Annotated in this window: 23 protein-coding genes; 14 read left to right on the top strand and 9 right to left on the bottom strand. The window is 63.3% G+C overall.

Annotated elements, in window-relative coordinates:
• Window positions 1-6: 6 nt before the first annotated feature.
• Complete coding sequence (locus JL474_RS17125) at window positions 7-1,005, top strand: GlxA family transcriptional regulator (protein ID WP_203143044.1); 999 nt, start codon at window positions 7-9, stop codon at window positions 1,003-1,005.
• Window positions 1,006-1,161: 156 nt separating this feature from the next.
• Window positions 1,162-1,569 (top strand): hypothetical protein, encoded by a 408-nt coding sequence (locus JL474_RS17120; protein WP_203143043.1) that lies wholly within the window; start codon window positions 1,162-1,164, stop codon window positions 1,567-1,569.
• Between the two features lie 66 nt (window positions 1,570-1,635).
• Here the strand turns inward: JL474_RS17120 and tmpT are convergent, their stop codons facing one another.
• Complete coding sequence (gene tmpT / locus JL474_RS17115; protein ID WP_203143042.1) at window positions 1,636-2,298, bottom strand: thiopurine S-methyltransferase; 663 nt, start codon at window positions 2,296-2,298, stop codon at window positions 1,636-1,638.
• Between the two features lie 212 nt (window positions 2,299-2,510).
• Between tmpT and JL474_RS17110 the strand changes: the two genes are divergently transcribed.
• The 4 genes from JL474_RS17110 (at window position 2,511) to JL474_RS17095 (ending at window position 7,504) form a co-directional block, all read left to right on the top strand.
• Window positions 2,511-3,473, top strand: coding sequence for a D-2-hydroxyacid dehydrogenase (locus JL474_RS17110; RefSeq protein WP_123635863.1), 963 nt, complete (start codon window positions 2,511-2,513; stop codon window positions 3,471-3,473).
• Window positions 3,474-3,677: 204 nt separating this feature from the next.
• A complete protein-coding gene (locus JL474_RS17105) occupies window positions 3,678-4,154 on the top strand; it encodes a hypothetical protein (protein ID WP_203143041.1) in 477 nt (158 codons plus the stop codon).
• A 327-nt stretch (window positions 4,155-4,481) separates the two neighbouring features.
• On the top strand, window positions 4,482-5,741 hold the full coding sequence (malE, locus tag JL474_RS17100; protein ID WP_203143040.1) for a maltose/maltodextrin ABC transporter substrate-binding protein MalE: 1,260 nt from the start codon (window positions 4,482-4,484) through the stop codon (window positions 5,739-5,741).
• A 5-nt stretch (window positions 5,742-5,746) separates the two neighbouring features.
• Window positions 5,747-7,504, top strand: a complete 1,758-nt coding sequence (locus tag JL474_RS17095) for a methyl-accepting chemotaxis protein (protein WP_203143039.1) — start codon at window positions 5,747-5,749, stop codon at window positions 7,502-7,504.
• Window positions 7,505-7,629: 125 nt separating this feature from the next.
• On the opposite strand, the gene JL474_RS17090 is transcribed toward JL474_RS17095, so the two are convergent.
• Entirely contained in the window at window positions 7,630-7,908 is a 279-nt protein-coding gene (locus JL474_RS17090; RefSeq protein ID WP_123635035.1) for a peptidylprolyl isomerase, read from the bottom strand.
• Window positions 7,909-8,074: 166 nt separating this feature from the next.
• Here JL474_RS17090 and JL474_RS17085 point away from each other — a divergent pair, with 166 nt between their 5' ends.
• Genes JL474_RS17085 through lpoB form a run of 3 tightly spaced genes read left to right on the top strand, consistent with a single transcriptional unit; the run spans window position 8,075 to window position 10,575 of the window.
• Complete coding sequence (locus JL474_RS17085; protein WP_236012338.1) at window positions 8,075-9,547, top strand: COG3014 family protein; 1,473 nt, start codon at window positions 8,075-8,077, stop codon at window positions 9,545-9,547.
• A gap of 12 nt (window positions 9,548-9,559) precedes the next feature.
• Window positions 9,560-9,964, top strand: a complete 405-nt coding sequence (locus JL474_RS17080) for a DUF1425 domain-containing protein (protein ID WP_123635036.1) — start codon at window positions 9,560-9,562, stop codon at window positions 9,962-9,964.
• Entirely contained in the window at window positions 9,961-10,575 is a 615-nt protein-coding gene (gene lpoB, locus JL474_RS17075) for a penicillin-binding protein activator LpoB (RefSeq protein WP_223807931.1), read from the top strand. The genes JL474_RS17080 and lpoB overlap by 4 nt, the downstream gene beginning before the upstream one ends.
• 11 nt (window positions 10,576-10,586) lie before the next feature.
• Here lpoB and JL474_RS17070 read toward each other — a convergent pair whose 3' ends face one another.
• Window positions 10,587-11,501, bottom strand: a complete 915-nt coding sequence (locus JL474_RS17070; protein WP_203143038.1) for a glutathione S-transferase family protein — start codon at window positions 11,499-11,501, stop codon at window positions 10,587-10,589.
• Window positions 11,502-11,728: 227 nt separating this feature from the next.
• Here JL474_RS17070 and JL474_RS17065 point away from each other — a divergent pair, with 227 nt between their 5' ends.
• Entirely contained in the window at window positions 11,729-12,031 is a 303-nt protein-coding gene (locus JL474_RS17065) for an antibiotic biosynthesis monooxygenase family protein (RefSeq protein WP_131483792.1), read from the top strand.
• 88 nt (window positions 12,032-12,119) lie between these two features.
• On the opposite strand, the gene JL474_RS17060 is transcribed toward JL474_RS17065, so the two are convergent.
• Window positions 12,120-12,731, bottom strand: coding sequence for an FMN-binding negative transcriptional regulator (locus JL474_RS17060; protein WP_203143037.1), 612 nt, complete (start codon window positions 12,729-12,731; stop codon window positions 12,120-12,122).
• A 92-nt stretch (window positions 12,732-12,823) separates the two neighbouring features.
• Window positions 12,824-13,822, bottom strand: coding sequence for a helix-turn-helix domain-containing protein (locus tag JL474_RS17055; protein WP_203143036.1), 999 nt, complete (start codon window positions 13,820-13,822; stop codon window positions 12,824-12,826).
• 173 nt (window positions 13,823-13,995) lie between these two features.
• Here JL474_RS17055 and JL474_RS17050 point away from each other — a divergent pair, with 173 nt between their 5' ends.
• From JL474_RS17050 to eat, 3 genes are read left to right on the top strand one after another with little or no spacing between them, the layout of a single operon-like run.
• A complete protein-coding gene (locus tag JL474_RS17050; protein ID WP_203143035.1) occupies window positions 13,996-15,405 on the top strand; it encodes an ethanolamine ammonia-lyase subunit EutB in 1,410 nt (469 codons plus the stop codon).
• The gene (gene eutC / locus JL474_RS17045; protein WP_203143034.1) at window positions 15,402-16,235 is read left to right on the top strand and encodes an ethanolamine ammonia-lyase subunit EutC; all 834 of its coding nucleotides are present in this window, start codon (window positions 15,402-15,404) and stop codon (window positions 16,233-16,235) included. Before JL474_RS17050 ends, eutC begins: the two co-directional genes overlap by 4 nt.
• Window positions 16,236-16,264: 29 nt before the next feature.
• A complete protein-coding gene (eat, locus tag JL474_RS17040) occupies window positions 16,265-17,707 on the top strand; it encodes an ethanolamine permease (protein ID WP_203143033.1) in 1,443 nt (480 codons plus the stop codon).
• A gap of 179 nt (window positions 17,708-17,886) precedes the next feature.
• Here eat and JL474_RS17035 read toward each other — a convergent pair whose 3' ends face one another.
• The 3 genes from JL474_RS17035 to JL474_RS17025 all read right to left on the bottom strand — a co-directional run bounded on the left by JL474_RS17035 (window position 17,887) and on the right by JL474_RS17025 (window position 23,744).
• Window positions 17,887-19,329: an efflux transporter outer membrane subunit gene (locus JL474_RS17035; protein ID WP_203143032.1), complete on the bottom strand. Its 1,443-nt coding sequence runs from the start codon at window positions 19,327-19,329 to the stop codon at window positions 17,887-17,889.
• Window positions 19,322-22,498 carry an efflux RND transporter permease subunit gene (locus JL474_RS17030; RefSeq protein ID WP_203143031.1) on the bottom strand — a complete coding sequence of 1,059 codons (3,177 nt, stop codon included), beginning with the start codon at window positions 22,496-22,498 and terminating at the stop codon, window positions 19,322-19,324. Before JL474_RS17030 ends, JL474_RS17035 begins: the two co-directional genes overlap by 8 nt.
• A 70-nt stretch (window positions 22,499-22,568) precedes the next feature.
• On the bottom strand, window positions 22,569-23,744 hold the full coding sequence (locus JL474_RS17025) for an efflux RND transporter periplasmic adaptor subunit (RefSeq protein ID WP_203143030.1): 1,176 nt from the start codon (window positions 23,742-23,744) through the stop codon (window positions 22,569-22,571).
• A 559-nt stretch (window positions 23,745-24,303) separates the two neighbouring features.
• On the opposite strand from JL474_RS17025, the gene JL474_RS17020 reads away from it, so the two are divergent.
• A complete protein-coding gene (locus JL474_RS17020) occupies window positions 24,304-25,314 on the top strand; it encodes an AraC family transcriptional regulator (RefSeq protein WP_328797840.1) in 1,011 nt (336 codons plus the stop codon).
• A 45-nt stretch (window positions 25,315-25,359) separates the two neighbouring features.
• Here the strand turns inward: JL474_RS17020 and JL474_RS17015 are convergent, their stop codons facing one another.
• Window positions 25,360-26,022, bottom strand: a complete 663-nt coding sequence (locus tag JL474_RS17015) for a DsbA family oxidoreductase (RefSeq protein WP_203143029.1) — start codon at window positions 26,020-26,022, stop codon at window positions 25,360-25,362.
• Window positions 26,023-26,054 lie beyond the last annotated feature (32 nt).

Genomic DNA, 26,054 nt, shown 5'->3' with positions numbered 1-26,054 from the left:
TGCGTCATGATCACGGTTGCCATCGTTGCCCAACCTTACTGCCATGCCAGCGGCGTCCATGGCGTGATGGATTTCTTCGCCACCGCGAACTACTGCGGCCGCAAGATGTCCGAACAGCCCCTGTTTGAGTGCCACATCGTGACGGCCGACAGCGAGCCGGTGCGAGGCTATAGCGGCGCGCTGGTCACGCCGACGGCGCGCCTTGACGATCTCAAGCCGGATCTGATTGTGGTGGGGTCGGCGCTGGAGGCCGTGGTGGTCGATACCTACGTCGAGCGCGCGTTGGACGCCGCCCGGCCGCTGTTCGGCTGGCTGCGGTCGGCGGCGGATCGGGGCGCCCTGTTGGCGAGCGTCTGTACCGGCAGCTTCGTGCTGGCGGAAGCCGGGCTGCTGGACGGCATGGCTGCCACGACACACTGGCGTGCCGCGAACCTGTTTCAGCAACGCTATCCCGACGTGCGGCTGGAGGTGGATCAGCTCCTGGTGGATAACGGCCCGGTGATATGCGCCGGCGGGGCATCGGCGTTTTCCGACCTCTGCCTGTACCTGGTGGAACGGCTGGCTTCACCGGCGGTGGCGCTGGCGTGCAGCAAACTGCTCGTGTTGGACAACCGGCGCATGGAGCAGACGCCCTACATGCGATTCTATGGCCACAAGGCGCATCAGGACGCGTCCATCCTCAAGGCGCAGACCTGGCTGGAGACCCATTACGCCGAGCCGGTGGCCATCGATCAGGTGGCCGACATCGCCGCGCTGGGGCCGCGCACGTTCAAACGCCGTTTCAAGGATGCCACCGGGGAGACGCCCATTGGTTACCTGCAGCAGCTGCGGATTGAAGCCGCCAAGCATTTCCTGGAATCGAGCCGCGACCAGACGGCACAGATCATCTGGCGGGTGGGTTACGAGGATGCTTCATCCTTCAGACGCCTGTTCAAGCGTTCCGTGGGCTGCACCATGGAGCAGTATCGCAAGCGGTTCAGCTACGTCGTGCCGCTGACGGCATAGCTGCCAAGGGCGCAGCGATTTGGATGTTTGAATGGGGTTGTGCTGACGACAGCGGCGGCCTAATCTTCCTGAACAGGCAGAGGGGAAGTTGCCTGCAGTCGCACCAATACTGTCACCATGTCACCGTACATCCTCCACGGAAAAGGAGTGGTTGCCATGTCCGATGTTCCCGTTACATCCATTCTGGTTGTCGCCTCGACGTCCACCGTCGCCAATGCCGGGTCCAATATGTTCGTGGAGGTCCTGATTCCGCAGGTGGCGGCCTCTGAGGTATCTCTGCCCGGATCGCAGGGCTCGACACAAGTCATTACCATGCCGGCTTCCGGCACCAAAACCATCAGTGAGATCACACCGGCCGATATCAACCTGAGTACCGAGCCGCCCAATGAGGGGGACGCCTGGCTGCCCTCGGCGTTTTATGTGCTGGGTAAAGGGGATTCCGGCGATTATGAGGTCATCTGCGCGATTCCCGAGTGGCCCACCGACGTCTGGTTGAGTGAGGATCCCAATGACCCCAATGCCTATCCCGCGGTCACGCTGGCTCAGGTCTTGAGCCACGTCTGATCCGGCTCCAACCGTTCATCAACACGTGCAGTGAATGCAGGCCGGAGCGTGAATCCGGCCTGCCGTTCAGTTCTTGCGGCGCAGACGAAACACGCTTTCAGAGCCGTTGTTCAGGCCTTTGCGTTTGGCGAAGGGATGGTCCTTTTCCAGCGGGTTGGTCAGTATGCGGTCGATCTCGAATTCATCGCCGAACAGGGCATGCACCTCGTCGTTACTCACGTTGAACGGCGGGCCTTTCATCTCGCCCGGATCGTAATCCAGAGTAATCAGCAGGATGGCCGCCTGATCCGGCAGGATGGCTTCCAGGTGATCGGCGTAATCCCGGCGCATCTCGGGCGGCAGGGCGATCAGCGCCGCCCGGTCATAGACCAGACGCACATGGCGGACATCGTCGGGCACCAGCTGAAAAAAGTCGCCGCACCAGAGTTCCAGCTCATCGTCGTGGATGTACCGGGTGAAGGGCTGGCCGGGTAGCACCCGCGCCTTGGCTTCGGCCTCCTCGAAGAAGTCCTTGCAGGCGATGGCGCTGAGTTCGATACCCATCACCGGATGGCCCCGGTCGTGCAGCCACCACAAATCTTTCGACTTGCCGCACAGGGGCACGAGAACCGTCTCGTTACCGTGGTGGGCCATCTCGGGCCAGTGCTCGTGAAGATAACGGTTGACCGTTCCCTCGTGGAAACCGATTTCCTGGTTTTTCCAGCGGGCGTGCCAGAATTCGTGCTCCATCGGCGAACCTCCTGCCTGTTATTTGCCAAACAGTATGGACCGGGATGGCGTCCGGTGTCAGTGGGTACCTGAACATACAGATCAACAGCATGGTCATACGTTCCTGTCACGGACTCGTCTGTCGTCTTTGTCATGATGGAGGACGTGAAGCCGGCCTGGCGAGCGTGTAATCTGTTGGCAACACTGACATTTGCCGCCAAGGACACCTGCTTATGAAAGCCGTTTTCCTCGATGCCGCCACCCTGGGTCATGATGTCGATCTCGCTCCGATCCGCGAGGCCGTCGACGAGCTGGTCCAATACGAGCAGACCGCACCGGACCAGGTCGAAGAGCGGATCGCCGGTTTCGATACCGTGATCACCAACAAGGTGGTGCTGGGCGAAACCCATTTTGAAGCCCACCCGGACATCCGCCACATCGTGGTGACGGCCACCGGCACCAACAACATCGACCTGGAGGCGGCCAAAGCGCGCGGCATCAAAGTGGTGAATGCCATCCGCTACGGTCGCGCGTCCGTCGCCCAGCACACCATGACCCTGATCCTGGCCCTGGCCACCCGGCTGATCGACTACCACCAGGACGTAGGTGCCGGATGTTGGGAGCAAAGCCGCCAGTTCTGCCTGATGGACCACCCCATCATGGAGCTGGAGGGCAAGACGCTGGGCATCGTTGGCTACGGCGATCTGGGCCAGGGCCTGGCCGAGCTGGCCAAGGCTTTTGGCATGAATATCCTGCTGGCCGCCCGGCCGGGGCAGGAGGCCGGCGAAGTGGATGGCATGCCGCGCATGCCTCTGGAAGAGCTGCTGCCACGGGTGGACGTCCTGTCGCTGCATTGTCTGCTGACAGACGACACGCGCAACCTGATCGACGCCGATGCCCTGTCGAAAATGCAGAAGCACGCCTTGCTGATCAACACCAGCCGCGGCGGCCTGGTCGACGAAAAGGCGCTGGCGGATGCCCTGCGCAAGGGCCGCATCGGTGGGGCCGGTTTTGACGTGCTCACCGAAGAGCCGCCCGCCAATGGCAACGTGTTGCTGTCACCGGATATTCCCAACCTGATCGTCACGCCGCACTGCGCCTGGGCCAGCAAGGAAGCCCGGCAGCGGATGGTGCAGCTGACGGCGCAGAACCTGGAAGGGATCAGCAACGGCACCCAGTCCCGCTGGGTGGTGTGAAACGGATCGGGAGGCGACCCTGTTACAGCCCCCCTGGGTGATTTTTGCGCAAAATTTGCATTCAAACGCTAGACTTGGCAACACAGGACAGTATCGTAACGGAATCCAAGACGGGTCATTCTTTCATTCCGGATTTGTTACGCTGCCCGTTGAATGATGCGGTCAGGCCTTCGGTGCTGACGGACCACCACAGGAGAAACGCGTGTGAAGCGGATGATTTGGCCATTACTGGGTTGCCTGGTCGCGCCCTTCGTCCAGGCTGCTGGCGATCAGGTCCAAATGCGGACGCAAGTGAATACGGACTACACGCTCAGCGAATTCACCGGGTCACGCAGTCACACTCTTTATTTGCCGCAGCAGTCCGGTGCCGATCTGGTCTGGCGGGAACGGAATACCAGCGGCGGTGTCTACATCGGGCCGCGGGTGGGCGCCTCACACATGGCCGATCACGATGTCGACGATGCAACGCTCAGTTCGGCTCTCGGTGTCGAAGCGGGTTACCTGCAATCCCTGGCGCCTCTGGATCCACAGTTGAAAACGCTTCAGTTTGGCCTTTATTTTCGTCAGATCTACTCGAACCTCCACAATCAACGGTCCATCAGCGCCGGCTCGGTTGAGCAGGATGTCGACGGTGACGGTCAGTCCGAACTGGGCCTGCAATTCCTCTGGCAGCCCGAATAGGACTTCCTCCAGTCCTGGGTCATTGCGGCGTTACTGGTGATGATCCGGGGTTGCGCCCCGGCGACGAGACTCTACGCCGGTAACCTACCCCCCACTTTTGTCCTCCCGGAATGACGCGGGTCTTGTGTGTCGCCCCATACACTGACTCCCTGGCGCACTCCGGGACGATAACGCCTGGCTTTGCGCTCCCATGACAATAACAAGACCGGTGTGTCCGGGCCTGCCCGCCACACCACGGCGACCGTTGTGCCGGGGATGGTGCAAGACCTCCACTTGAGCCGTTCCGCGTTCGCGCATCTGGATCGCCGGCTATCGGTGGAGTCGACCATGCGTATCGCAAGCATCCGTTTTACCTGTGTTCTGCTTATTCTCTTCAGCGTGCTCACCGAGCCTGCATGGGCCGTGGAGCGCGGCACGCTGCACATCTGGATCAACAACGACAAGGGCTTCAACGGGTTGGCTGAGGTGGGCCGGCGGTTCGAGGCCGATACCGGCGTTCCCGTTGTCGTTGAGACCCCGGAAGACCTGACCAGCAAGTTCGATCACGCCGGCTACACCCGCGAGGCGCCGGATATCATCATCTGGCCGCACGACCGGTTCGGGTCCTGGATCAACGAAGGCCTGCTGGAGGCGGTCAAACCGTCTGCGTCCGTGAAGGACGCCCTGGCGCCGTTTTCCTGGCATGCCGTGACCGTGGGCAGCAAGGTCTACGGCTACCCGATCGCGACGGAGGTGGTCAGTCTCATCTACAACAAGGCGCTGGTCAGCCAGCCGCCCCGTACCCTGGATGACGTGGCCGCGCTGGATAGCACGCTGCGTAAGAAGGGTAAGCGGGCGATCGCCTGGGATTACAAGAACGTCTATTTTTCCTGGCCGATCATCGCCGGTGCCGGCGGCTTCAGCTTTGGCAAGACCGACGGCAACTACGACTTGGCCAAGGTGGGCGTGGACCAGCCGGGCGCCATCGCGGCGGTCGACAAGATCCGGGCGCTGCTGCGTCAGGGCGTCATCCGGGAGGACGACGACTATGGCCGCATGATGACGGGCTTCAAGGCCGGCGATACCGCCATGATCATCAACGGTCCGTGGGCCTGGAGCGAGCTGCGCGAGGCCGGCATCGACATTGGTATCGCCGATGTGCCGGGTATCGATGCCAAGCATCCGGGCCAGCCCTTCGTGGGCGTGCTGGCCGCCGGCATCAGTGCCGCGTCGCCGAACGCGGAACTCGCCCAGCGATTCATCGAGAATTACCTGCTCACCATCGACGGGCTGACAGCCGTCAATGACGACAAGCCCCTGGGTGCCGTTACGCACCTGGCGATGGAGCAGACCCTGGCTCAGGATCCGTTCATCCGCCACACCTTCGAGTCGGCCAGTACCGGCGAAATGATGCCCAACGTGCCGGAAATGAAACGTTTCTGGGACCTGCTCACGCGCCGCTTTGCGGACATGATGGCCGGCGAGAAGCCGGTTCGTCCCACCCTTAACCACGCCGGTGACCTGCTGCGACGCCTGGATTCGATGCGCGGCTGGAACCGTCGCCACTATCTGGTTCAGTCATCTGCTCGTGGTCACGAGAAGGAGTAATCGTCATGCGTCTGTCTGCCGCTTCAGCGCCGTTCGGTCGCCGCACGCTGTCCATTCGGACCAAAGTAATCGTGTTGTTTGCGCTGCTGACCGCCATCGCGGTGGGGGCGTCGGGTCTGGTGATCCAGCGTATCGAAACCATCGGCCAGAGTGTCGATCGGCAACAGGCCAGCATTGCCCGCCAACTGGAAGCCACTCGCCACCAGGGTGAGCTGATCCGCCAGCAGCGGGAGCTGGCGCAACGGGCCCAGGGCGTCAACGAAGCCCAGCGCCAGCTGGAAGCGCTGCAATACTGGTATTCCCACGCCGCGCTGACCGCCGACCAAGAATCCCTGGACAACGCCCACGCGGCGGACAAGGCGTTTGTGGCCGCGCTGGACGGTCTGGTGGCGGACAATGTGGATCTAGGTAAAACCGTCGAGTCCATGAAAAAGACCCTCAAGGAATACCGCATGCTCGGCGAGAAGATGTTCAACTTCTTCGAGAAGTCGATGATGCTGATGGGTCGCTCGATGGGGGAGGCGGCCCGGGAGCGGGCGGTCACCCTGACCAAACAGCTGGATGGCATCCGCGAGGATTACCGGCAGCAGGAGCAGGCGCTCGGCGACGGCGTGCTGGGCGCCGGCGATGACGTGGAAGCCGCCAGCGGCGCGGTGGCGGATTCGGTTGCGGCCATCCGCGGCGACATCGATCAGGCCACCACGGTCAGTCTCGGCATGATGGTCGCGATGGCGGGTTTTGCCGTGCTATTCGGCGGCATCTTCCTGCGCTCGGTGTTGCGTCCGATTCGCGCGCTGGGCCGGCGCATCGAGCATATCCAGACCCACAACGACCTGACGGCCAGTCTCGATTATCGTCGCAATGACGAGTTGCAGGTGATCAGTCAGGCCTTTGACGGCATGTTGGCCCGCTTCAGAGAGTTGATCCGCCAGTTGGGACTGTCCACCTCCGAACTGGGCGAGGTCGCGACGACGGGACGCGAGGGCAGTCAGGCCCTGGCTACTCAGGTCGATCAGCAATTGCAGGAAACCAGCCTGGTGGCCACCGCCACCAACCAGATGACGGCAGCGGCCGAAGGCATTCAGACCAGCACCGGTGATGCGGCGCGCCTGGCCGAAGCGGTCAGCGAACTGACCCGGCAGGGCGGTGCGGCGGCCGAAGAGTCCGTGCGAGCGATGGAATCGCTGACCGGCCGCATCGACACGGCCAGCGGCGTGATCCATCAACTGGCCGAGCGCAGTGAATCCATCGGCACCGTGCTGGATGTGATCCGGGGCATCGCCGAGCAGACCAATCTGCTGGCTTTGAACGCCGCCATCGAAGCCGCTCGCGCGGGCGAATCCGGCCGGGGCTTTGCCGTGGTGGCCGACGAAGTGCGCGGGCTGGCCAGTCGCACGGGGGATTCCACCGTGGAAATCCAGAGCCTGGTGGAAAACCTCCAGGCCGACGCCCAGCGCGCCGTGGCGGAGATCCGGGAAAGCCTCGAAGAGAGTCGGGTCACCGTCGACCGCATCCGGCACTGCCGCAGTAGCCTGACCGACATCGAATCCAAGGCCGGTCAGATGCAGGACCTGAACCAGCAGGTGGCCCAGGCCACCGCCGAACAGAGCGACGCCATCCAGAGCATCGACCGCAACCTCACCAACCTGGCGCGCCAGATTGAAGCGATTAACGGGCACGCGTCGGATACGGGCTCAAGGACCGAAAGGCTGGCGTCAATGGGAGATGAGTTGCAGGCAGCAGTGTCGCAGTTCAGGTATTGAAAATATGGAGCAGGTCGACTCCCCCTCTCCCGCGGGGGCGAGGGGAGCTTATGCGCCTAACTCGGGGATGACCTCCCTCTCCCCTGGCGGGAGAGGGTTGGGGAGAGGGGGGAGAATCCGATGAATCAGGTACGGCTGGTCACTTCCAAAAGGTGATAGCCAAATTGCGTCTTGATCGGCCCCTGAACCGTATTCACTTCACCGTTAAAGACCGCCTTGTCGAACTCCGGTACCATCTGGCCCGGGCCGAAGGAGCCCAGGTCGCCGCCGTTGCGGCCGGAAGGGCAGTTGGAGTGGGCACGGGCGATTTCGGCAAAATCGGCGCCGTCTTCAATCTGCTTTTTCAGGTCGTTGCACTGGGCTTCGGTGTCGACGAGGATGTGGCGTGCGGTTGCTTGTGCCATGATGAGGTACCTTTTCTCGATCGTTGCTGGTTGAACCGGGAATGCTGCCGCGCCATGGCGCCAGTGGCAAGCGGTTTGTGAACCAATAACGTGGATTGGCTGTCTAGCAACCTGATAAATCGCCCATTTCCCGGAATCAACGCCGAAGGACCCGGATCACCCGAGCATGACGTTTTACTCGAGATCACACCGTTTGCTGGCGGCCCTGGCGCTGATCGGCCTGCTGTCCGGCTGCTCTGTGTTCCAGCAGCGGGACGAGATGGCCCGCTTCAACAGCGCCTACGACCGCGGCGACTACGGGTTGGCGGCCAGCGTCATGGCGGTCAGTGACAAGAGCGATTCCGAGAGCAAGCACGTGTTGCAGTACCTCCATCGCGGCGAAGCGCTCAGGCTTGAGGGAGACTACCAGCCATCCATCGACGCGTTCGACCGGGCTGAAGCTGGCATGAAGTACCTGGACGCCGAAGGTTTTGCGTCGGCAGCCTCGGAAAACGTGATGTCGGTGCTGGTGAACGATTCGACCCGCGACTACCGTGCGCTCATGTCCGAAGCCATCCTCGTGAACACCTACAAGGCGCTCTCCTTCCTGGCCCTGGGCAACGACGACTACGCCCGCGTGGAATTCAACCGGGCCGACGATCGCACGCGCCGGGCCGTGGATTTCTTCTCCGAGGAGATCGCCGAGCAGAAACGCGCCCTACAGAACGACCCGGCCAACGCCCGCACCGTCCAGCGGAGCATCGACAGCGGCAGCATGCGCTCCGTCATCCAGAGCAACTACGGCGATCCCTCCGCCTGGAGCGTCTACCCCGACTACATCGTGCCGGCCAGCACCTATCTCTACGGGCTCTACTTCCTTGCGAACGGCGGCTCCGACGTCCAGCGCGCGGTGACGTCCTTGCAGCGGGTCTCGGATATGGCGCCGGGCAATGCGACGGTGAAAGCCGATGCCGAACTGGCCGAAGGTCTGGCGTCCGGCAAGCTGTCTCGGCAAGACCAGCCGGATCGGGTCTGGGTGGTCTACGAGAATGGCCTGGGGCCGGTGCTGGAGGAAGTCCGGTTCGACGTGCCGCTGTTCTATTCCTATCACGGCGATGCGCAGGTCATCCTCACCGGCATCGCGCTGCCACGCTACCGGGACCGGACGGCCGTCAGTGGACACCTGAGCGCCAACGCGCAGACGACCGCGGATTTTGCCCAGATGGGCAAAGTGATTCGTACTGAAATGCAGGAGCGGTTTCCCAGCGTCCTGACCCGCGCCATCTCGGCGGCGGTGGTGAAAGGGCTGATCCAGCACAAGGCTACGGAGTCGTTTGGTGCCGCAGGTCAGCTCGGGTCGATCATCTATACCCTGGCCACCACCCAGGCGGACCTGCGGGGCTGGCAGGCGATGCCCGACCACTGGGAGGTCGCCCGGCTGGAACGTCCGGCGGACGGACGTGTCGAACTGACGGACACCTTGCGGGGGGATCTGGGAACGGTGAGTGTCCCGGATCAACCCTACACCCTGATCTACGTGAAACGGCCTACCGCGGAAGCGCCGGCTACAGTAATGTTACTGGACCTGCAGGGAAAACGGCCGGGCGAATGCCTGCAACTGAGCGGCGGCGGTACGCCGGCCCGTCCCTGTGCATCCTGACTGGAGGATCTCATGACACGAATGAAAGCCCTGATCGGCATCATCTGCCTGTCGTTTTTAGTGGCGGCCTGCGCCCCGGTGCAGCCGAAACGGGAATACGTCCAGCGGGACGACCTGAAGGTGGACCCGGAGATTCGCCAGTCGGTCCAGGTCCAGGAGTTGCTGGATAAGCGGGTCAGCCTGCCCAGTGGTGGCAGTCTGCTGCGCATCCAGTTCTCGGTCCAGGCCTATCAGGACACCAACATGGAATGGGCGGTCACCTGGTTCGACGAGGACGGCATGGTGGTGCCGGGCGTCGGCGAAGGCTACCGTCCGGTCCGCATCCTGCGGGACCAGACCCGCTTCTTTACCGCGACGGCGCCACAGGAAAAGGCCGTCAGCTACCAGTTGCACCTGCGTGAGGACAGAGCACCATGATGTTGAATGGAACCAGAAGCCTGATGGTGGCCGCCGTGGCCTCGTTGATGTTGTCGGCCTGCGCCACGCACACCCGCTATGTGGATCCGGCCGCGGATGATGGTCCTGTCGCGATGACCCTGGATTACCGGGACTTCGAGCGGGCCGCCGACAACGCGGTGCAGGATCTGCTGTCCAGTGGCGCCGTGGATAACCCCTCCGGTGAGCGGTACATCATGGCGGTCAGCCGCATCACCAACGACACCATGCAGCGCATCGACACCGACCAGCTCACCAAGAAAATTCGTGTGGCCCTGCTGCGATCCGGGAAGGTCGTGACCACCACGGCGGTCGGCGTGGACGGTGCCGAGGACCAGATGAACCAGCAGGCCCGGGAGCTGCGCAACAACGACGAGTTCGACCAGTCCGGCGTGCAGCAGAAAGGCACCCTGAAAGCGCCGGATCTGAGCCTGTCGGGCAAGATCATCCAGCGCAACCATAAGGTCGAGGACGAGCAGCAGGTGGAATACTACTTCCAGCTCAGCCTGACCGACCTCAAGAGCGGCCTGGCCATCTGGGAAAACGAAACGCCGATCATCAAACGCGGTCCCAACGATACCGTCGCCTGGTAATCGGCGACGTCTCAGGCGGTCTCGAGCGTAAAGCCTTGCCGGGGCAGGTGAATATTCACCGTCCCTATGCGGGGATGGTCGTGGGCGACGATCCAGCCGTGGCCGTCGTCCGCCACCAGGGTACCGGTAACGGGAATGCGGCCGTAGTCGTCCGGCGTGATGGTGACGGCCTGGCCAATGGCGGCGTTGGCCTGTGATTCCGGCAGCGCGCGGGGCTGGCTCTTGTAAGCTTCGCGAATGGCGGTTTCGGCGCTGATCGCCTCCTCGGTGCCGTGCCCGAAGGCGCGCATACGATCCATCCAGGCCCGGACGCGGGGCGCGTCCTTCAGCACCGGTTTGCCCGCCAGGTCAACCACGAACCAGAGCCCGTGATACGCCGAAAAGTCGGCCACACACGGTGTATCGCCAAACAGGAAGTCATGGGTCAGCCGGTGCTCCAGATCGGCCACATGCTCCGCCACCCGCTGCTTGGCCTGTTTCGGGTTCATCGCCCGCACCCGGGATTGCTTGCCCATGGCAATGCGGTCCTTCAGGAAGCGGTAGGTGTGCAGGATGGACGTGCTGCGCACCAGCTTGAACAGCAGGCCGCCGCCACTGGCAGAGATCACGCAGGCGAGAAAGACTTCCAGGTCCACCACCCGGACGAAGTCCTGAACCTCGGCCGGATTGTTGTCCAGCGCCAGCTCCGGCTTGCCGGCCAGGCGGGCGATTTCGCGGGTAATGGTGCGGGTATCGCAGAACACATCCGCGCCGATCTGGGCCACCGGAATCTTGCGGTAGCCGGAGGCCAGCGGTTCCAGTTCCGGTCGCGGGGGCATCTCCTGCACAGTGACGGATTGCCATTTCAAACCTGCGTAGCCCAGCATGGCCCGGATCTTTTCCGAGAAAGGGGACAGGGCATAGTGATGCAGGATCAGGTCAGACATGGTGTGCTCCGGGGATGGTATGGGTCGATGACATTACACAGGACCAACGCGGGAATCATCCGTTCCCGGGACGGTTTGCCCCGATTTTTGAACGATTCGCCGTTTTTGGCCTCCATTCCCATACGCCGTTATAACGATTGGCGATGACCGATCGTTCGAACACGTCGGCACACTTGTTACCGTGACGCACATCCACGGACTCAATGAACTCAAAAGAGAGGACGCCTATGTACATCGCCATGAACCGCTTCCGCATTGCCCCGGGCAAAGAGGAGGAATTCATCGAAATCTGGCGCAACCGGGAAACCCATCTCGACGAGGTGCCCGGTTTCAAGAGTTTCAATCTACTGCAGGGACCAAGCCACGAGGATCACACGCTGTTTTCCTCCCACAGCGTCTGGGAATCGGAAGAGGCCTTTATCAACTGGACCAAGTCCGAGGCCTTCCGTAAAGCGCACGCCAATGCGAAGCCAGCCAAGGACATCTATCTGGGGCCGCCGCAGTTCGAAGGTTTCAAGTCCGTGCTGTAGCCACGATTGGATTAACCGCTATGGCCCACCGTTGGGCGCATCCGGTCAGCTCTTCCCGGGTGTGCTCGACTTCCGTGTCGAGCGCGACCTAGGGAATTTCCCGGGCCATAGCAAGAGCAGCTTCGCCACCGTCGTTTGCCAGCCCCGCTTTCACGCCTTCCCGGTTCCGCTCCGGCTGGTTCTGACTGGCCTTGGTTTTCCCTTCCAGGCGATCGATGGTGATTTCCAGCCCCACGATCGCGCCCATCATTTTCTCGAGATAATCCATCGGGGCATCGTTTACGGACCAGGCGTCCGGGCGGTCCTGCTCGTGTTGGTTGGTCAGACGATTCAGGTGGGCGTGCAGCCACTCGGGATCCTGAATGGGGATTGCGCGTCCGTAGGCATGCACCACCTGGTAATTCCAGGTGGGGACGGCCTTGCCGGTGTCCTGCTTGGTGGGATACCAGTTCGGCGAAATATAGGCGTCCGGCCCCTGGAAAACCACCAGCACGTTCGGTGACTCGACGAGCTGTTCCCAGACGGGATTGTTGCGGGCCACATGGCATTGAAGCCTGCCGGAAGCGTCCAGGTGGAACGGGATGTGGTTGGCGTCTGGGCCATCCGGGCTGACGGTCACCAGCGTTCCGAAGCCGCGGCTTCGAATGAAACCCTGTAAACGTTCAGTGTCGGTCTCGGCGAAGTGCTTCGGGGTGTACACGATGGGCTCCCTGACGAATGGTGGTCAGGCGAGTATAGAAAGTCTTCGGCTCTCGGTTAAGGGACAGCTGGATGTTTCCAGAACCATGACAGTCAGGCCGGCGCCGCGTGCCGGGCCAGTGTCTGCGAGGGCAACTCGCCGAACAACTGCTTGTAGTCCGCCGAGAACTGACTGAGATGGTAGAAGCCGTTGTAACCCGCGGCGTCGGAGACTGAATCGGAACCGCCGGTGCTGAGCATCCGCTTGACCCGGTTCAGGCGTGTGACCCGCAGGAACTGCAGGGGACTGATGCCGAGAATGGACTCGAAACTGTACTGCAGGGTGCGGCGGCTAACGCAGGCCAGTTCGCACAATTCCGCCATGGTCACCGGCAGGTCGCAGGCCTGCTCCACGTAATCCTTGATGCGCTCCACCACCGCCTTGCGGTGCAGGTAGCTGGGCGGCACCGCGCCGTTCGGCGTTTCCCGCTCCAGGGTTTCCAGCAGGGCCATCATCAGGAGATCGCGGTGAATGCAGCCGTCGAGGCGTTCCGGGTTGGATTGCACGATCCGACGGATCAGGTAGCGCACGTTCGTCAGCGTCTGTTCAGGCAGTCGCAGGCGGGCCACCTGGCGGGCGTCCTCGGTGGAGATGTCGATGCCCTGGGCGGCGGCCGCCGCCATCAGGTCCTTCTCGCGCACGACGATACCCAGCATGTCGAACGCGGCCGGCGTCACCAGCTCGAACTGGGTGCTGCCGGGCCGGCACAGAATGTCGGTCGCCTCCAGGCTCTGGCCGTTGACCCGGCAATCCTCCCAATTGCTCGGAATACCGAACCAGATGGCATCGGGCCAGACCAGGCACTGCTGGCGCAGGGCGTGGCTGCTGTGCTCGTTATAGACCTGCATGGCACCCAGGTGCAGCTCGTCGATGCGGCCGTAGAAACGGCCGGGGCTGACCTGGTCGTATTGCTGGTCCCAGTTGGTCAGGTTGTCGGCCTGTTCATGGGCATCGTCGGTAATGGCGGTGCACCGAACCGGTGCGACCTTGTCTGTCTTGTGGTGCACGATCACCTCCGAGGGCTCGCTTGCCCCTTCCAGCATGGTCGTCATCTCGTCTCTCCGCCACCGCGCCTTTATGCCTAATGACATGGCACTTTAGTGCCATTTCAACTTTGCCAAATTTCGATAACCCGCCTCCGGGGCCGGCGTTACCCTGAAATGACAGGCAAGTTCCGTTCCCCAGTCGCCGCACCGATTGGGGAACCAAGACGCAGGACAACGCTATGCAACACACTTATTCCTACACGCTTGGCCCGCGGACCTGGCAGTTCCGGGACCTGGCCGACCTGATGGCCAAGGCCACGCCGGCCCGGTCCGGGGATCGTTTGGCGGGTGTTATGGCCGCCTCGGCGGAAGAGCGGGTCATCGCCCAGATGTGCCTGGCGGAGGTGCCGCTGAAGACGTTCCTGTCCGAGGCGCTGGTGCCCTATGAAGACGATGAGATTACCCGGCTCATCCTCGATACCCATGATGCGGAGGCGTTTGCGTCGGTCAGTCACCTCACCGTGGGCGATTTCCGGAACTGGCTGCTTGGCGATGCCGCCTCCAGCGAGATGCTCACCCGCATCCGTCCGGGGCTGACGCCGGAGATGGTCGCCGCCGTCAGCAAGATCATGCGCAACCAGGACCTCATCCTCGTGGCCCGCAAATGCCGGGTCGAAACCGCGTTCCGGGACACCATCGGTCTCTCAGGCCATCTGTCCACGCGGCTGCAGCCCAACCATCCCACGGACGACATGACCGGGATCGCCGCCAGCATTCTCGACGGCCTGCTCTATGGCAACGGGGATGCGGTGATCGGCATCAACCCGGCCACGGACAATGTGGCCCAGGCCACGAAGCTGATGCGGATGATGGATGAGGTCATCCGGAAATATGAGATTCCCACCCAGTCCTGCGTGCTGACCCACGTGACCAACACGCTGGAGGCCATCGAGCAGGGCGCGCCGGTGGATCTGGTGTTCCAGTCCATCGGCGGCACCGAGGCCACCAACCGCAGCTTCGGTTTCGGCCTGTCCACGCTCAAGGAAGCCCGCGATGCGGCCCTGGGGCTCAAGCGCGGCACCGTGGGTCAGAACGTCATGTACTTCGAGACCGGTCAGGGCAGCTCCCTGTCCGCCGATGCTCATCACGGCCTGGACCAGCAAACCTGCGAGGCCCGCGCCTACGCCGTGGCCCGGGCGTTCGATCCGCTGCTGGTGAACACGGTGGTGGGGTTCATCGGCCCCGAATACCTGTTCGACGGCAAGGAAATCATCCGCGCCGGGCTGGAAGACCACTTCTGCGGCAAGCTGATGGGCGTGCCCATGGGCTGTGACATCTGCTACACCAACCACGCCGAGGCTGACCAGAACGACATGGACAACCTGCTGACCCTGCTGGGCGTGGCCGGTTGCACGTTCATAATGGGCATTCCGGGGTCGGACGACATCATGCTCAACTACCAGACCACCTCCTTCCACGACGCGCTCTACGCGCGCCGGGCCCTGGACCTGCACCCGGCACCGGAATTCGAAGCCTGGCTGGAAAAAATGGGCGTGTTCGATGACGTGCGCCGCCACGAACCCAGCGCCGGCGTGCCCGGCCTGTTCGGCCCCAGTCTCAAGGGCCTGACCGGTGGAGGTGCCGCATGAGCGATCAACACAAGCCGCCCGTGATCGATAACCCCTGGCGCGTGCTGCGCCAGTACACCGATGCCCGCATCGGCCTGGGGCGCGCCGGCATCAGCCTGCCCACGTCCGAGATGCTCGAGTTCCAGTTGGCCCACGCCCGGGCCCGGGACGCGGTGCACTTTCCCCTGGATGTGGAACCGCTGCTGGCCGAGCTCACCGCGCTGGAAGACAAACACCTCACCGGGCTGCCGATTCGTCTGCACAGTCAGGCGGAGGATCGGTTCACCTACCTGCAGCGGCCGGACCAGGGGCGAAAGCTGTCCGAGGCTTCCCGCAACGAAGTGGTGGCTTTGGCCGACGATATCGGTGAAGCCTTTGATCTGGCGCTGGTGGTGGTCGATGGTCTGTCGTCCTCCGCGGTGCAGAACAACGCCGTGCCGTTCATTCGCGCGTTCCTGACGGATCTGGATCGGGAACCGGCGGATCTCAAACTGGCCCCCATCACCGTCGTGGAGCAGGGCCGCGTCGCCATCGGGGATGAGATTGGCGAGGCCCTGAATGCCCGGGCGGTGGCGGTCCTGATCGGGGAGCGCCCGGGGCTCAGCTCGCCGGACAGTCTCGGCGTGTACCTCACCTGGAATCCCCGGCCCGGCCTCAACGACGCCGACCGTAACTGTATTTCCAACGTGCGCCCGGCTGGGCTGCGATTTGAATCCGCCAGCCAGCGTCTCCTCTACCTCGTGCGCGAGGCGTTCCGCCTCAAGCTGTCCGGGGTCGGTCTGAAGGATCGGACCGAAGAGGCGGCGGTGGTCGATGCGTCCTCTGATAACAAGAACTTCCTCACTCACTAAACCAATGTAAAGCTTCTCGGAGATAGGCAATGACAACACCCCATGTAGACGACGATTACCTGGCCAAGCGCCAGCTCAAGAAGGGCTCGGCCGGCTGGATCCTGCTGGCCGGTCTGGGCGTGTCCTATGTGATTTCCGGCGACTTCGCCGGCTGGAACTTCGGTATCGGTGAGGCGGGCTGGGGCGGCTTTGCGATCGCCATGGTCCTGATGGCGGTGATGTACTTCGCGCTGGTGCTGTCGCTGGCGGAGATGTCCGCGGCCATTCCCGCGGCCGGCGGCGGCTACAGTTTCGCCCGCCATGCGATGGGCGCGACCGGCGGCTACCTGACCGGCCTGGCCGTGTTGATCGAGTACGCGCTGGCGCCCGCCGCCATCGTGATCTTTATCGGCGCCGCGGTGGAAGAACTGCTCGGCGTGAACGGCCCGTGGGTCTACGCGCTGTTCTACGCGGTGTTCGTGGGCATTCACCTGGCCGGCGTGGGCGAGGCCCTCAAGGTGATGATGGTGATCAGCGGCCTGGCGGTGTTTGCCATTCTCGCCACGGCCGTCGCGTTGGTGGGGGACTTCGATGCCGCCAATCTGTTCGACATCGCACCGTCGGCCGCCGCGGGCGCCAGCGATGTGTTGCCGTTCGGCTGGTACGGGGTCTGGGCGGCGCTGCCGTTCGCCATGTGGCTGTTCCTCGCCGTGGAAGGTGTTCCGTTGGCGGCGGAGGAGTCCAAGGATCCGACCCGCGACATGCCGCGCGGCATCATTGGCGCCATGATTTTCCTGCTGTTCACGGCGGTTCTGGTGGTCTTCCTGCTGGCCGGGGCGTCCGGGGCCGAGATGATCGGCGCGAGTGGCGTGCCGCTGGTGGATGCGCTGAAGGCGACCGGGCAGGGCACACTGGCGACGGTGATCAACGTGCTGGGCCTGGCGGGTCTGATCGCCTCCTTCTTCTCGATCATCTTCGGCTACAGCCGGTTGGTGTTTGCCCTGTCCCGGGCTGGCTACCTGCCCAAGGCGCTGTCGCTGACCAGCAAACGCAAGGCACCGGTCTGGGCGCTGATCGTACCGGGTCTGTTCGGCTTCCTGGTGTCGTTGACCGGGGAAGGCGACCTGATCCTGGGCATGGCCGTGGTCGGCGCCACCATTTCCTACGCGCTCATGGCGGGCAGCCACATCCTGCTGCGCCTGCGTAAGCCGGATCTGGAGCGCCCCTACAAGACGCCGGGCGGCATGGTCACTTCCGGCATCGCGCTGGTGCTGTCCCTGGTGGCCATGACCGGTGTGTACGCGTTCGATCCGCGGGCCTTCAACTACACCATCGTACTGTTCGTGATTGGTGCCGTGTACTACTTCGTCTACGGCAAGAATCACCTGGTGGCCAAGACGGCCGAGGAAGAACTGGCGCTGGTGCTGGATGCCGAGCATGCACTGGATGAAGAGGATGAGGCGAGTCCGGAGGTGCGGGTGGCTCAGGCCTGAAGGGCAGTATGAACAAAAAGGCCGGCAGGGAAACCTGCCGGCCTTTTTGTTTGGGGAGTCATGTAGCCGACGCTTCAGCTTCGGAGGACCCGTCAGGGTCCCCTATGTCCACAAAGCGGCCGTCCCACGGGACGGCTCGGAAGCTAAAGCATCCGCGACATTGAGGGTACCTTTGGGTCTCAAGCCGGTCCGTCGGACTCCGCCGGCGCTTTTGAGGCCGTGGCCTGTTCGGCGCTTCCCGGAGCCCCCGCCAACGCCCGGTACAGACTCACCATTGCCAGCACCGAGGCGGTCCGGCCCTGTTCCAGGGCGTTCTCGCTGTCCAGTTGCTCGCGCTCGGCATCCAGCACCTCGAAGTACCCGGTATAACCCTGCTCATAGCGCATGCGTGCCAGCTCTGCGGACTGCCTGGCAGCGTCCGCGCTGGCGGCCAGCCGTTGGGTCCGCTGCTGGGCGCGTTGGTAACGCACCAGGCGGTTCTCGGTTTCTTCCAGGGCGTCCAGGATGACCTGCCGGTAGTTTGCCAGGGCCGCCCGGGCACCCGCATCCGCCGCATCGATCCGGGAGCGGACCCGGCCGAAGTTCAGGAACGACCAGTCGATGCCCAGCCCGATCGAGCGGGATTCCGCCGAGCCGGTGAACAGATTACCGCTGTCCAGGGCGACGGAGCCGATCAGCGCGTTCAGGCTGAAGTGCGGATACAGGTCCGCCGTGGCGACCCCGATATCCGCCGTGGCGGCGGCCAGTTGGCGTTCGGCGACACGGATATCCGGGCGTCGACGCAGGACGTCTCCGGGCGTGCCCGGCGGGATCGCCGGCAACGCGGTCGGCAACGCTTCCGGCGCCGACAGTCGCGGGATCAGCTCGCCCGGTGCTCGTCCCGTCAGCACGGCGATCCGGTGCATCTGCACACGCACGTCCGCTTCCAGTTGGGGCAGGGCGGCGCGGGTGCGTTCCAGTTGCGCCTCGGCGCGGCGGACGTCAAACCGGGTGCTGCGTCCCGCCTCCAGGCGTGAACGAACGATGTCCAGGGAATCCCGCTGGATCCGGACGTTGCCCCGGGCCACCGACAGCTGCTGTTGCAGCCCGCGCAGCTCGAAGTAGCTGGCGGCGATCTCTCCCGCCAGGGACACTTTCAGCGCGTTCACCTCTGAGCCGGCGGCCTGCAGGCGGGCCACTTCGGCTTCGCTGGCGCGCCGCAGCTGACCGAACAGGTCCAGCTCCCAACTGGCGTTGGCGTTCACCTCGTAGAGGTCGATGTTGGCGTCCGAGCTGCCCGAACGCTCGGCAACGGCCAGGTGCTGTGACGCTGCCGAAGCGCTCGCCCCGATCTCGGGCAACTGTTCGGCCTTGCTGCCGCGGACCAGGGCATCGGCACGCTGGTAGCGGGCCAGGGCGGCCTGCAGGCTCGGGTTGTCGGTCAGGACATCCTGGATCAGCGACGCCAGCAGGGGGTCGTCAAAGCCACCCCAGAAGCGGGCCTCGTCGGCCGCCGAGAAGGCGGCCGTGCTGTCGGATTCCGTGAATTGCTCCGGCGCCTGCACATCCGGCGCCTGATAGTCGGGGCCGACGGCGCACCCTGCCAGCAGCAGGGGCGCCAGGGCCAGGAAACGCTTACGCATGGTTGTCTCCGGTCTGATGAGTCAGGGCAGGCGGTTCAACGGCCAGCGACTTGCCACTGAGCAGGCGCAGGCCCACGTAGAACACCGGGGTCAGCAGCAGGCCGAACAGAGTCACGCCGATCATGCCGCTGAACACGGTAATGCCCATGGCGTTGCGCACTTCGCTGCCGGCGCCGGAGGCCAGCACCAGCGGCACCACGCCGGCGATGAAGGCCACCGAGGTCATGATGATCGGGCGCAGCCGCAGGCGGCAGGCTTCGAGCGCGGCGCTGATGGTGTCCATGCCTTCCATCTCCTTCTCGCGGGCGAACTCCACGATCAGGATGGCGTTCTTGCAGGCCAGTCCCATCAGGACCACCAGCCCCACCTGGACGAACACGTTGTTGTCGCCCCCGGTGAGCCAGACGCCGAACAGGGCAGCCAGCAGACACATCGGCACGATCAGGATGACGGCCAGCGGCAGCACCCAGCTCTCGTAGAGTGCGGCCAGCACCAGGAACACCAGCAGGACGGCCAGCGGGAAGACGATCATCGCCGCGTTGCCCTGGGTGATCTGCTGGAAACTCAGGTCTGTCCACTGGATGTCCATGCCCCGGGGCAGCGTTTTTGCGGCGACGTCGGCGACCTTCTCCAGCGTCTCGCCGGAGGACAGGATCGACGGATCGGACTGGCCGATCAGGTCGGCCGCCGGGTAGCCGTTGTAGCGGATGACGGGATCCGGACCGAAGCTGCGCTTGAGGGTGACCATGGAGCTGAGCGGCACCATCTCATTGCGGTCGTTGCGCACGAACAGGTGCTCCAGGTCGCTGACGTCGTCCCGGTAGGGCGCGTCCGCCTGGGCCACCACGCGGTACGTGCGGCCGAACAGGTTGAAGTCGTTCAGGTACAGCGAGCCGAAGTAGAACTGCAGCGTGCCGTAGAGTTCGTCCAGACTGACACCCTGTGCCTTGGCCTGGCGCCGGTCCACGTCCGCATCCAGCTGCGGTACGTTGGCCTGGTAGGAGCTGAACGGATAGCTCAGTCCGGTCTGTTGGCTCAGGGTGCCGGCGAGCTGGTTGGTGGCGTTCTGCAGTGCGCCGTAGCCCGCGCCGTTACGATCCTGCACGTACAGCGAGTACCCCGACCCTGCGCCCAGACCGAAGATCGGCGGCGGCATGAAGGTTACGGCAAAGCCTTCCTTGATGCCCGCCAGCTTGGCGTTGATCTCGCCGGCGATCTGCTGGGCGGTCTTGTCCCGCTTGTCGAAGTCGTCGAACAGGATGAACACCGTACCGATGTTGGGCGTGTTGGTGCCCTGCAGCGCGTTGAAGCCGACGAAGGCCGCCGCGTAGGACACGCCGTCGGTGTCCATGGCGATGTCGCTCACTTTACGGGCCACGTCTTCGGTGCGGTCCAGCGACGCGCCTTCCGGCAGGCGGATACTGCCCACCAGGTAGGTCTTGTCCTGGGTGGGGATGAACCCGCCGGGCACCTGGTTGAACAGGTAGAAGGTACCGCCCAGCATCGCCACGTAGATCAGGAACACCAGGCCGCGGGTACGCAGGCTGCGCTTCACGAAGCCCTGGTAGCCGTGGGCACTCCGATCGAAGAAGCGGTTGAACGGCCGGAACAGCCAGCCGAACAGGCGGTCGATCAGGCGAGCCGGGAGATCCTTGGGCGCGCCGCGGCTTTTCAGCAGCGTGGCGGCCAGCGCCGGCGACAGGGTCAGCGAGTTGATCGCGGAGATCACGGTCGCAATGGCGATGGAGGCGGCAAACTGGCGGTAGAACTGGCCGGTGATGCCGTCCAGGAACGCCATGGGGACGAACACCGCACACAGCACCAGACAGATCGCCACGATCGGTCCGCTCACCTCGCGCATGGCCTGGTGGGCCGCGGCGATGGGCTTGAGGCCTTCCTCGATGTTCCGCTCGACGTTCTCCACCACCACGATGGCGTCATCCACCACGATGCCGATGGCCAGCACCATGCCAAACAGGGTCAGGGTGTTGATCGAGAAGCCGAGCACCGACAGCACCGCGAACGTCCCGATGATCGACACCGGCACGGCCAGCAGTGGAATCAGCGACGCGCGCCAGGTCTGCAGGAACAGGATGACCACCAGCACCACCAGGCCGACCGCTTCCAGCAGGGTGGAGATGACCGCTTCGATGGAGCTGCTGACGAACACGGTCGGGTCATAGGCCACTTCCCAGGTCAGGCCCTTGGGGAAGTTGTCGTCCAGTTCGGCCATTTTGGCCCGCACGGCGGCGGACACTTCCAGCGAGTTGGATCCCGGCGATTGGAAGATCGGCAGCGCCACCGCCTGCTTGCCGTTCAGCAGCGCCCGCAGGGAATCCTGGGAGGCGGCGAGTTCGGCCCGGCCAATATCGCGCAGTCGCACGACGCGGCCGTCATCGTCGGTCTTGATGACGATGTTCTCGAATTCGTCGGCGGTTTTCAGGCGACCGTGGGCGTTGATGGAGATCAGGAAGTCGTTCTTGCCCGGCATCGGCTGGGCGCCGATCTGGCCGGCGGACACCTGAATGTTCTGCTCGCGGACGGCTTTGGCGACATCGCTGGCGGTGATGTTGTGGGCGGCAGCCCGCTGCGGGTCGATCCACAGTCGCATGGCGTAGTCGCCCGCGCCGAACAGACCGGCTTCACCGACGCCTGGAATCCGGGCCAGCTCGTCACGGATGTGCAGCACCGCGTAGTTGCGGATGTAGGTCGCATCGAAGGTGTTGTCCGGCGAGAGCAGGTGCACCGCCATCATCAGGTTGGGCGACTGCTTCTTGGTGGTCACGCCCTGACGACGCACGTCTTCGGGAAGCCGGGGCAGGGCCTGGGTCACCCGGTTCTGCACCTGCACCTGAGCCCGGTCCGGATCGGTGCCGAGCTTGAAGGTGACGGTCAGGGACAGGGTGCCGTCACTGCCGGCGACGGATTTCATGTAGATCATGTCTTCCACGCCGTTGATGGATTCCTCCAGCGGCGTGGCGACGGTCTCGGAGATCGTCTTGGGGTTGGCGCCCGGGTAGCGGGCGGTGACCTGGACGCTGGGCGGCACCACGTCCGGGTACTCGCTCACCGGCAGGCCGGGAATACTGATCAACCCCACCACGAAGATGATGATGGACAGCACCGAGGCAAAGATCGGCCGGTCCACGAAGAAGCGGGAAATATTCATGCAAAAGCCTCCCTGGGCCTGCCCCGACGGGGCAGGCCAGTTCCTGTTCAGTTACGGAAAGTCGGGGGTATTACTGGGCGCTGGCGACTTGCGCCTGTTTGCGCTGGTCAGGCCGCATGGCCACCTGTTCCGGGGCGACGGGCATGCCCGGCATCAGGATTTTCTGCAGGCCGTTGACCACCACGCGCTCTCCGGGCTTCAGACCATCCTTGATGACCAGCAGGCCATCGGAACTCCGGCCCGGCTCGACATAGCGGCGGCTGGCCGTGTTGTCATCGCCGACGACGTAGACGTAGCGACGGTCCTGGTCGGCCATCACCGCTTTCTGGTCCACCAGCAGGGCCTGGCTCAGGTCGGCCACCGGCATCTGTACCCGGGCGAACTGGCCTGGACGGAACTGACCGTCCGGGTTGGCCATCACGGCTCGGTATTGCAGGGTGCCGGTGCTGGCGTCCAACTGGTTATCCACGAAGTCGAGGGTGGCGGTGTGTTCGAACCCCGGTTCGCCTGCGAGGCTGACCTTGACCTGCGGCGGGGTGTCGCCATCCAGCCGGCCCAGGTTGTTCAGGGCGGTCTGTTCGTCGGTTTCGAAGTACACGTACATCGGATCCACGGAGACGACGCGGGTCAGCAGGGTCTGGTCACTGGTGGCCAGGTTGCCCCGGGTGACGTACGCCCGGCTCACTCGACCGTCAATCGGCGCGCGGATGTGGGTGTATTCGAGATCCAGCTTCGCGCTATCCAAAGCCGCCCGGGCGGCATCCACATTGGAGCGGGCTTCGGCCAGGGCGGCCTGGCGCTGGTCGAACTCCTCCCGGGAGATGGCGTGGCCATCCAGCAGGTGCTGGGCGCGATCGGCTTCGCTCTTCGCCAGCTTCAGCTGGCTTTGGGCTCGGCCGAGATCCGCGTTGGCGGCGTTCACGCGTGCCTGGTAGGGGCGGGGATCGATCTGGAACAGCAGGTCACCCTGCTTGACCATTTCCCCTTCCGCAAAGGCGACCTTGTCGATGTAACCGCTGACCCGGGGGCGTAAGTCCACGCTTTCCGGTGCGGCGATGCGGCCGGTAAATCCGTCCCACAGGGTGATGGGCGCCGGCTCCACCTGGGCCACGTCGACGGCGGGTGGCGGCGGTGTCGCGGCGGCTTCCTCGCTGTGGGCGTCGCAGCCGGCCAGTCCAACGGTCATCATAAGAATGACGAGCAGGGTCAGGCCGGTAATACGGGCTCCTTCTTTAAATGAGTCCATCAGGTGTTCTCTCCTGGTATATGGATGTTTTCCAGCAAACGTCGCGGGTTGGCACTGACTGAATCACCCGGCTCTGTCCTTTCTTGGGGGTGCCACTACTGGCGGGGACAGTGATCGGGGATTTCATCGAAGGTGTGAGGTTACTTTAGGGGCTGGGGCAAAAAGGCGGTATCCAGTTCCTACGACTTGATTGCCTGATTCTGTTTTTGGTTATCGTTGCTTATGTGAATTTTATGGTGAGCTATCGCCGGAGTCCGGCGCGCAAGCTTTGTGCGAACGGATCTTGTTATGGGCGTTACATGCACAATGTTGCATGCAGATGACTCTTTTAAGAGGGTTTTAAGACGGATGTCCCGAGGTGTGGGTGGCTCGTGCAAATTAAAGAGGATCTGGCTATAAACGTGCAGGATCAGGCAAGTGCTGTTGCCTATTTGCCTATTTCTGTTGGGTGGTTGCCTATTTCTGTGAATCTTGCTCAATAAACGCTCATCCGCCTTGCCGTCCCGGTATACTGGATTTCGTTTTTTGGCGATGCCACCGACCGGCAGGAGAATGCACCGTGCCCAATTCCGATCTTGCACCATCCGTCCAGGACCAGAATCTCGATTTTTCGTTGAACACGACCACGGGCCTGGATCCCGAGCTGGAGCGACTGCGTCTGAAGCTCGTCGACAACATGCTGCGGGCCACGCCCGTAGACCGCCAACTCCGCAAGACGGCCATTCCCGGACTGGAGATGGTGGGGTCCGATTCCTCCACCAGTTGCGTGTCCTCGGTTTACGATCCATCGCTGGCCTTTATCGTCCAGGGCAGCAAAACGGTGAACTTTGGAGATCGCGAGCTGGTCTACGGCCCGCTGTCCTATCTGGTCTCGTCCGTTCACATGCCGGTACTGGGCCGGGTGCTCCATGCCTCTAAGGAGGAGCCGTACCTGGCGATGAAGATCACTGTCGATCCACAGGAAGTCAGTAACCTGGTCCTGGAAATGGGCAGTCAGCTCCCGTTGGACGCGGCCGCCGAGGCTTGTCCGGAGGCCAGCTGCGGTCTGTGTCTGGCACGGATGGATCTGGGCATGCTGGATGCCGTCACCCGGCTGACCAGCCTTCTGGATACACCGCAGGACATTGGCGTTCTGGCCCCGCTGATCCGGCGCGAGGTGATTTACCGGGCGCTGATTGGAGAAATGGGCGCGCGCATGCGTAAGTTCGCGGTGGCGGATTCTCAGGTCCACCGGGTGTCGCGTGTCATCGACGTGCTGAAAGACCGGTTTACTGAGAGTCTGCGGGTCAAGGATCTCGCCGGCGAAGTGAATATGAGCGAGTCGGCGCTGTTCCACACCTTCAAACAGGTCACGAGGATGTCGCCCCTGCAGTTCCAGAAAAAGCTGCGTCTGCACGAAGCGCGCCGGTTGATGCTGTCGGAGGGGCTGGAAGCGGCGACGGCCAGTTACCGGGTAGGGTATGAGAGCCCGTCTCACTTCAGCCGTGAATACAGCCGGCTGTTCGGGGCGCCGCCGCGGGCCGATGTCATCAAATTGCGTGGCGAGCAGCGGACCACCGCGCTGGCTTGATGGAACAGGGCCCGCCAGGGGCGACACCGCTGGCGGGTCAGTGCACTACACCGGAGAGGTTTCGATCCGGTCTTCGGCAATTTCACGAAAGGCATTGACCAGGGTGTCCGGTTCCTGGGCACCGGCGATCAGGTAGCGCTGGTTGACGATAAACGCCGGCACGGCGGTGACACCGGCCTGTTGATAGCGCTCCTCGTCGGCCCGAACGGCAACACCGTACTCGTCGGAGTCCAGAACCTGGCTGGCCATCTCGCCGTCCAGTCCCACAGCTTCCACACAGGCCCTCAACACCCCCTTGTCGGAAATGTTTTCCGCGCGGCCGAAATAGGCCTCGAAGAACGCCAGCTTGAGTTCGGTCTGACGGCCTTGTTCGCGGGCCCACTTGAGCAGGCGGTGGGCGTCGAACGTATTGCGGGAATAGCGTTGCTGCAGGCCGCTGAAATTCAGACCAAGCGCCTCGGCAATGGTCATCATCTGCGCCTGGTTGGCCTCCATGTCTTCCGGGCTGCGGCCGTATTTGCGGCTCAGATGTTCCAGAATCGGCTCACCGTCCCGCGTCATGTCGGGATTCAGCTCAAACGCGTGCCACTCGATGGTGAAATCCAGCTCGCCCGCAAGCTGCTTCATGGCCTGCTCCAGACGAGCATAACCAATCGCACACCACGGACAGGCGACATCCGACACGATGTCGATCCTCATGGTTTTCATGGTGTTACTCCTGATGCTGAAAAATGTCAGTG

It is taken from the genome of Marinobacter mangrovi (assembly GCF_016798325.1).
GTDB lineage: Bacteria > Pseudomonadota > Gammaproteobacteria > Pseudomonadales > Oleiphilaceae > Marinobacter_A > Marinobacter_A mangrovi.
Note: the sequence above shows the minus strand (reverse complement) of the source record. Positions and strands in the feature narration are given on the sequence as shown.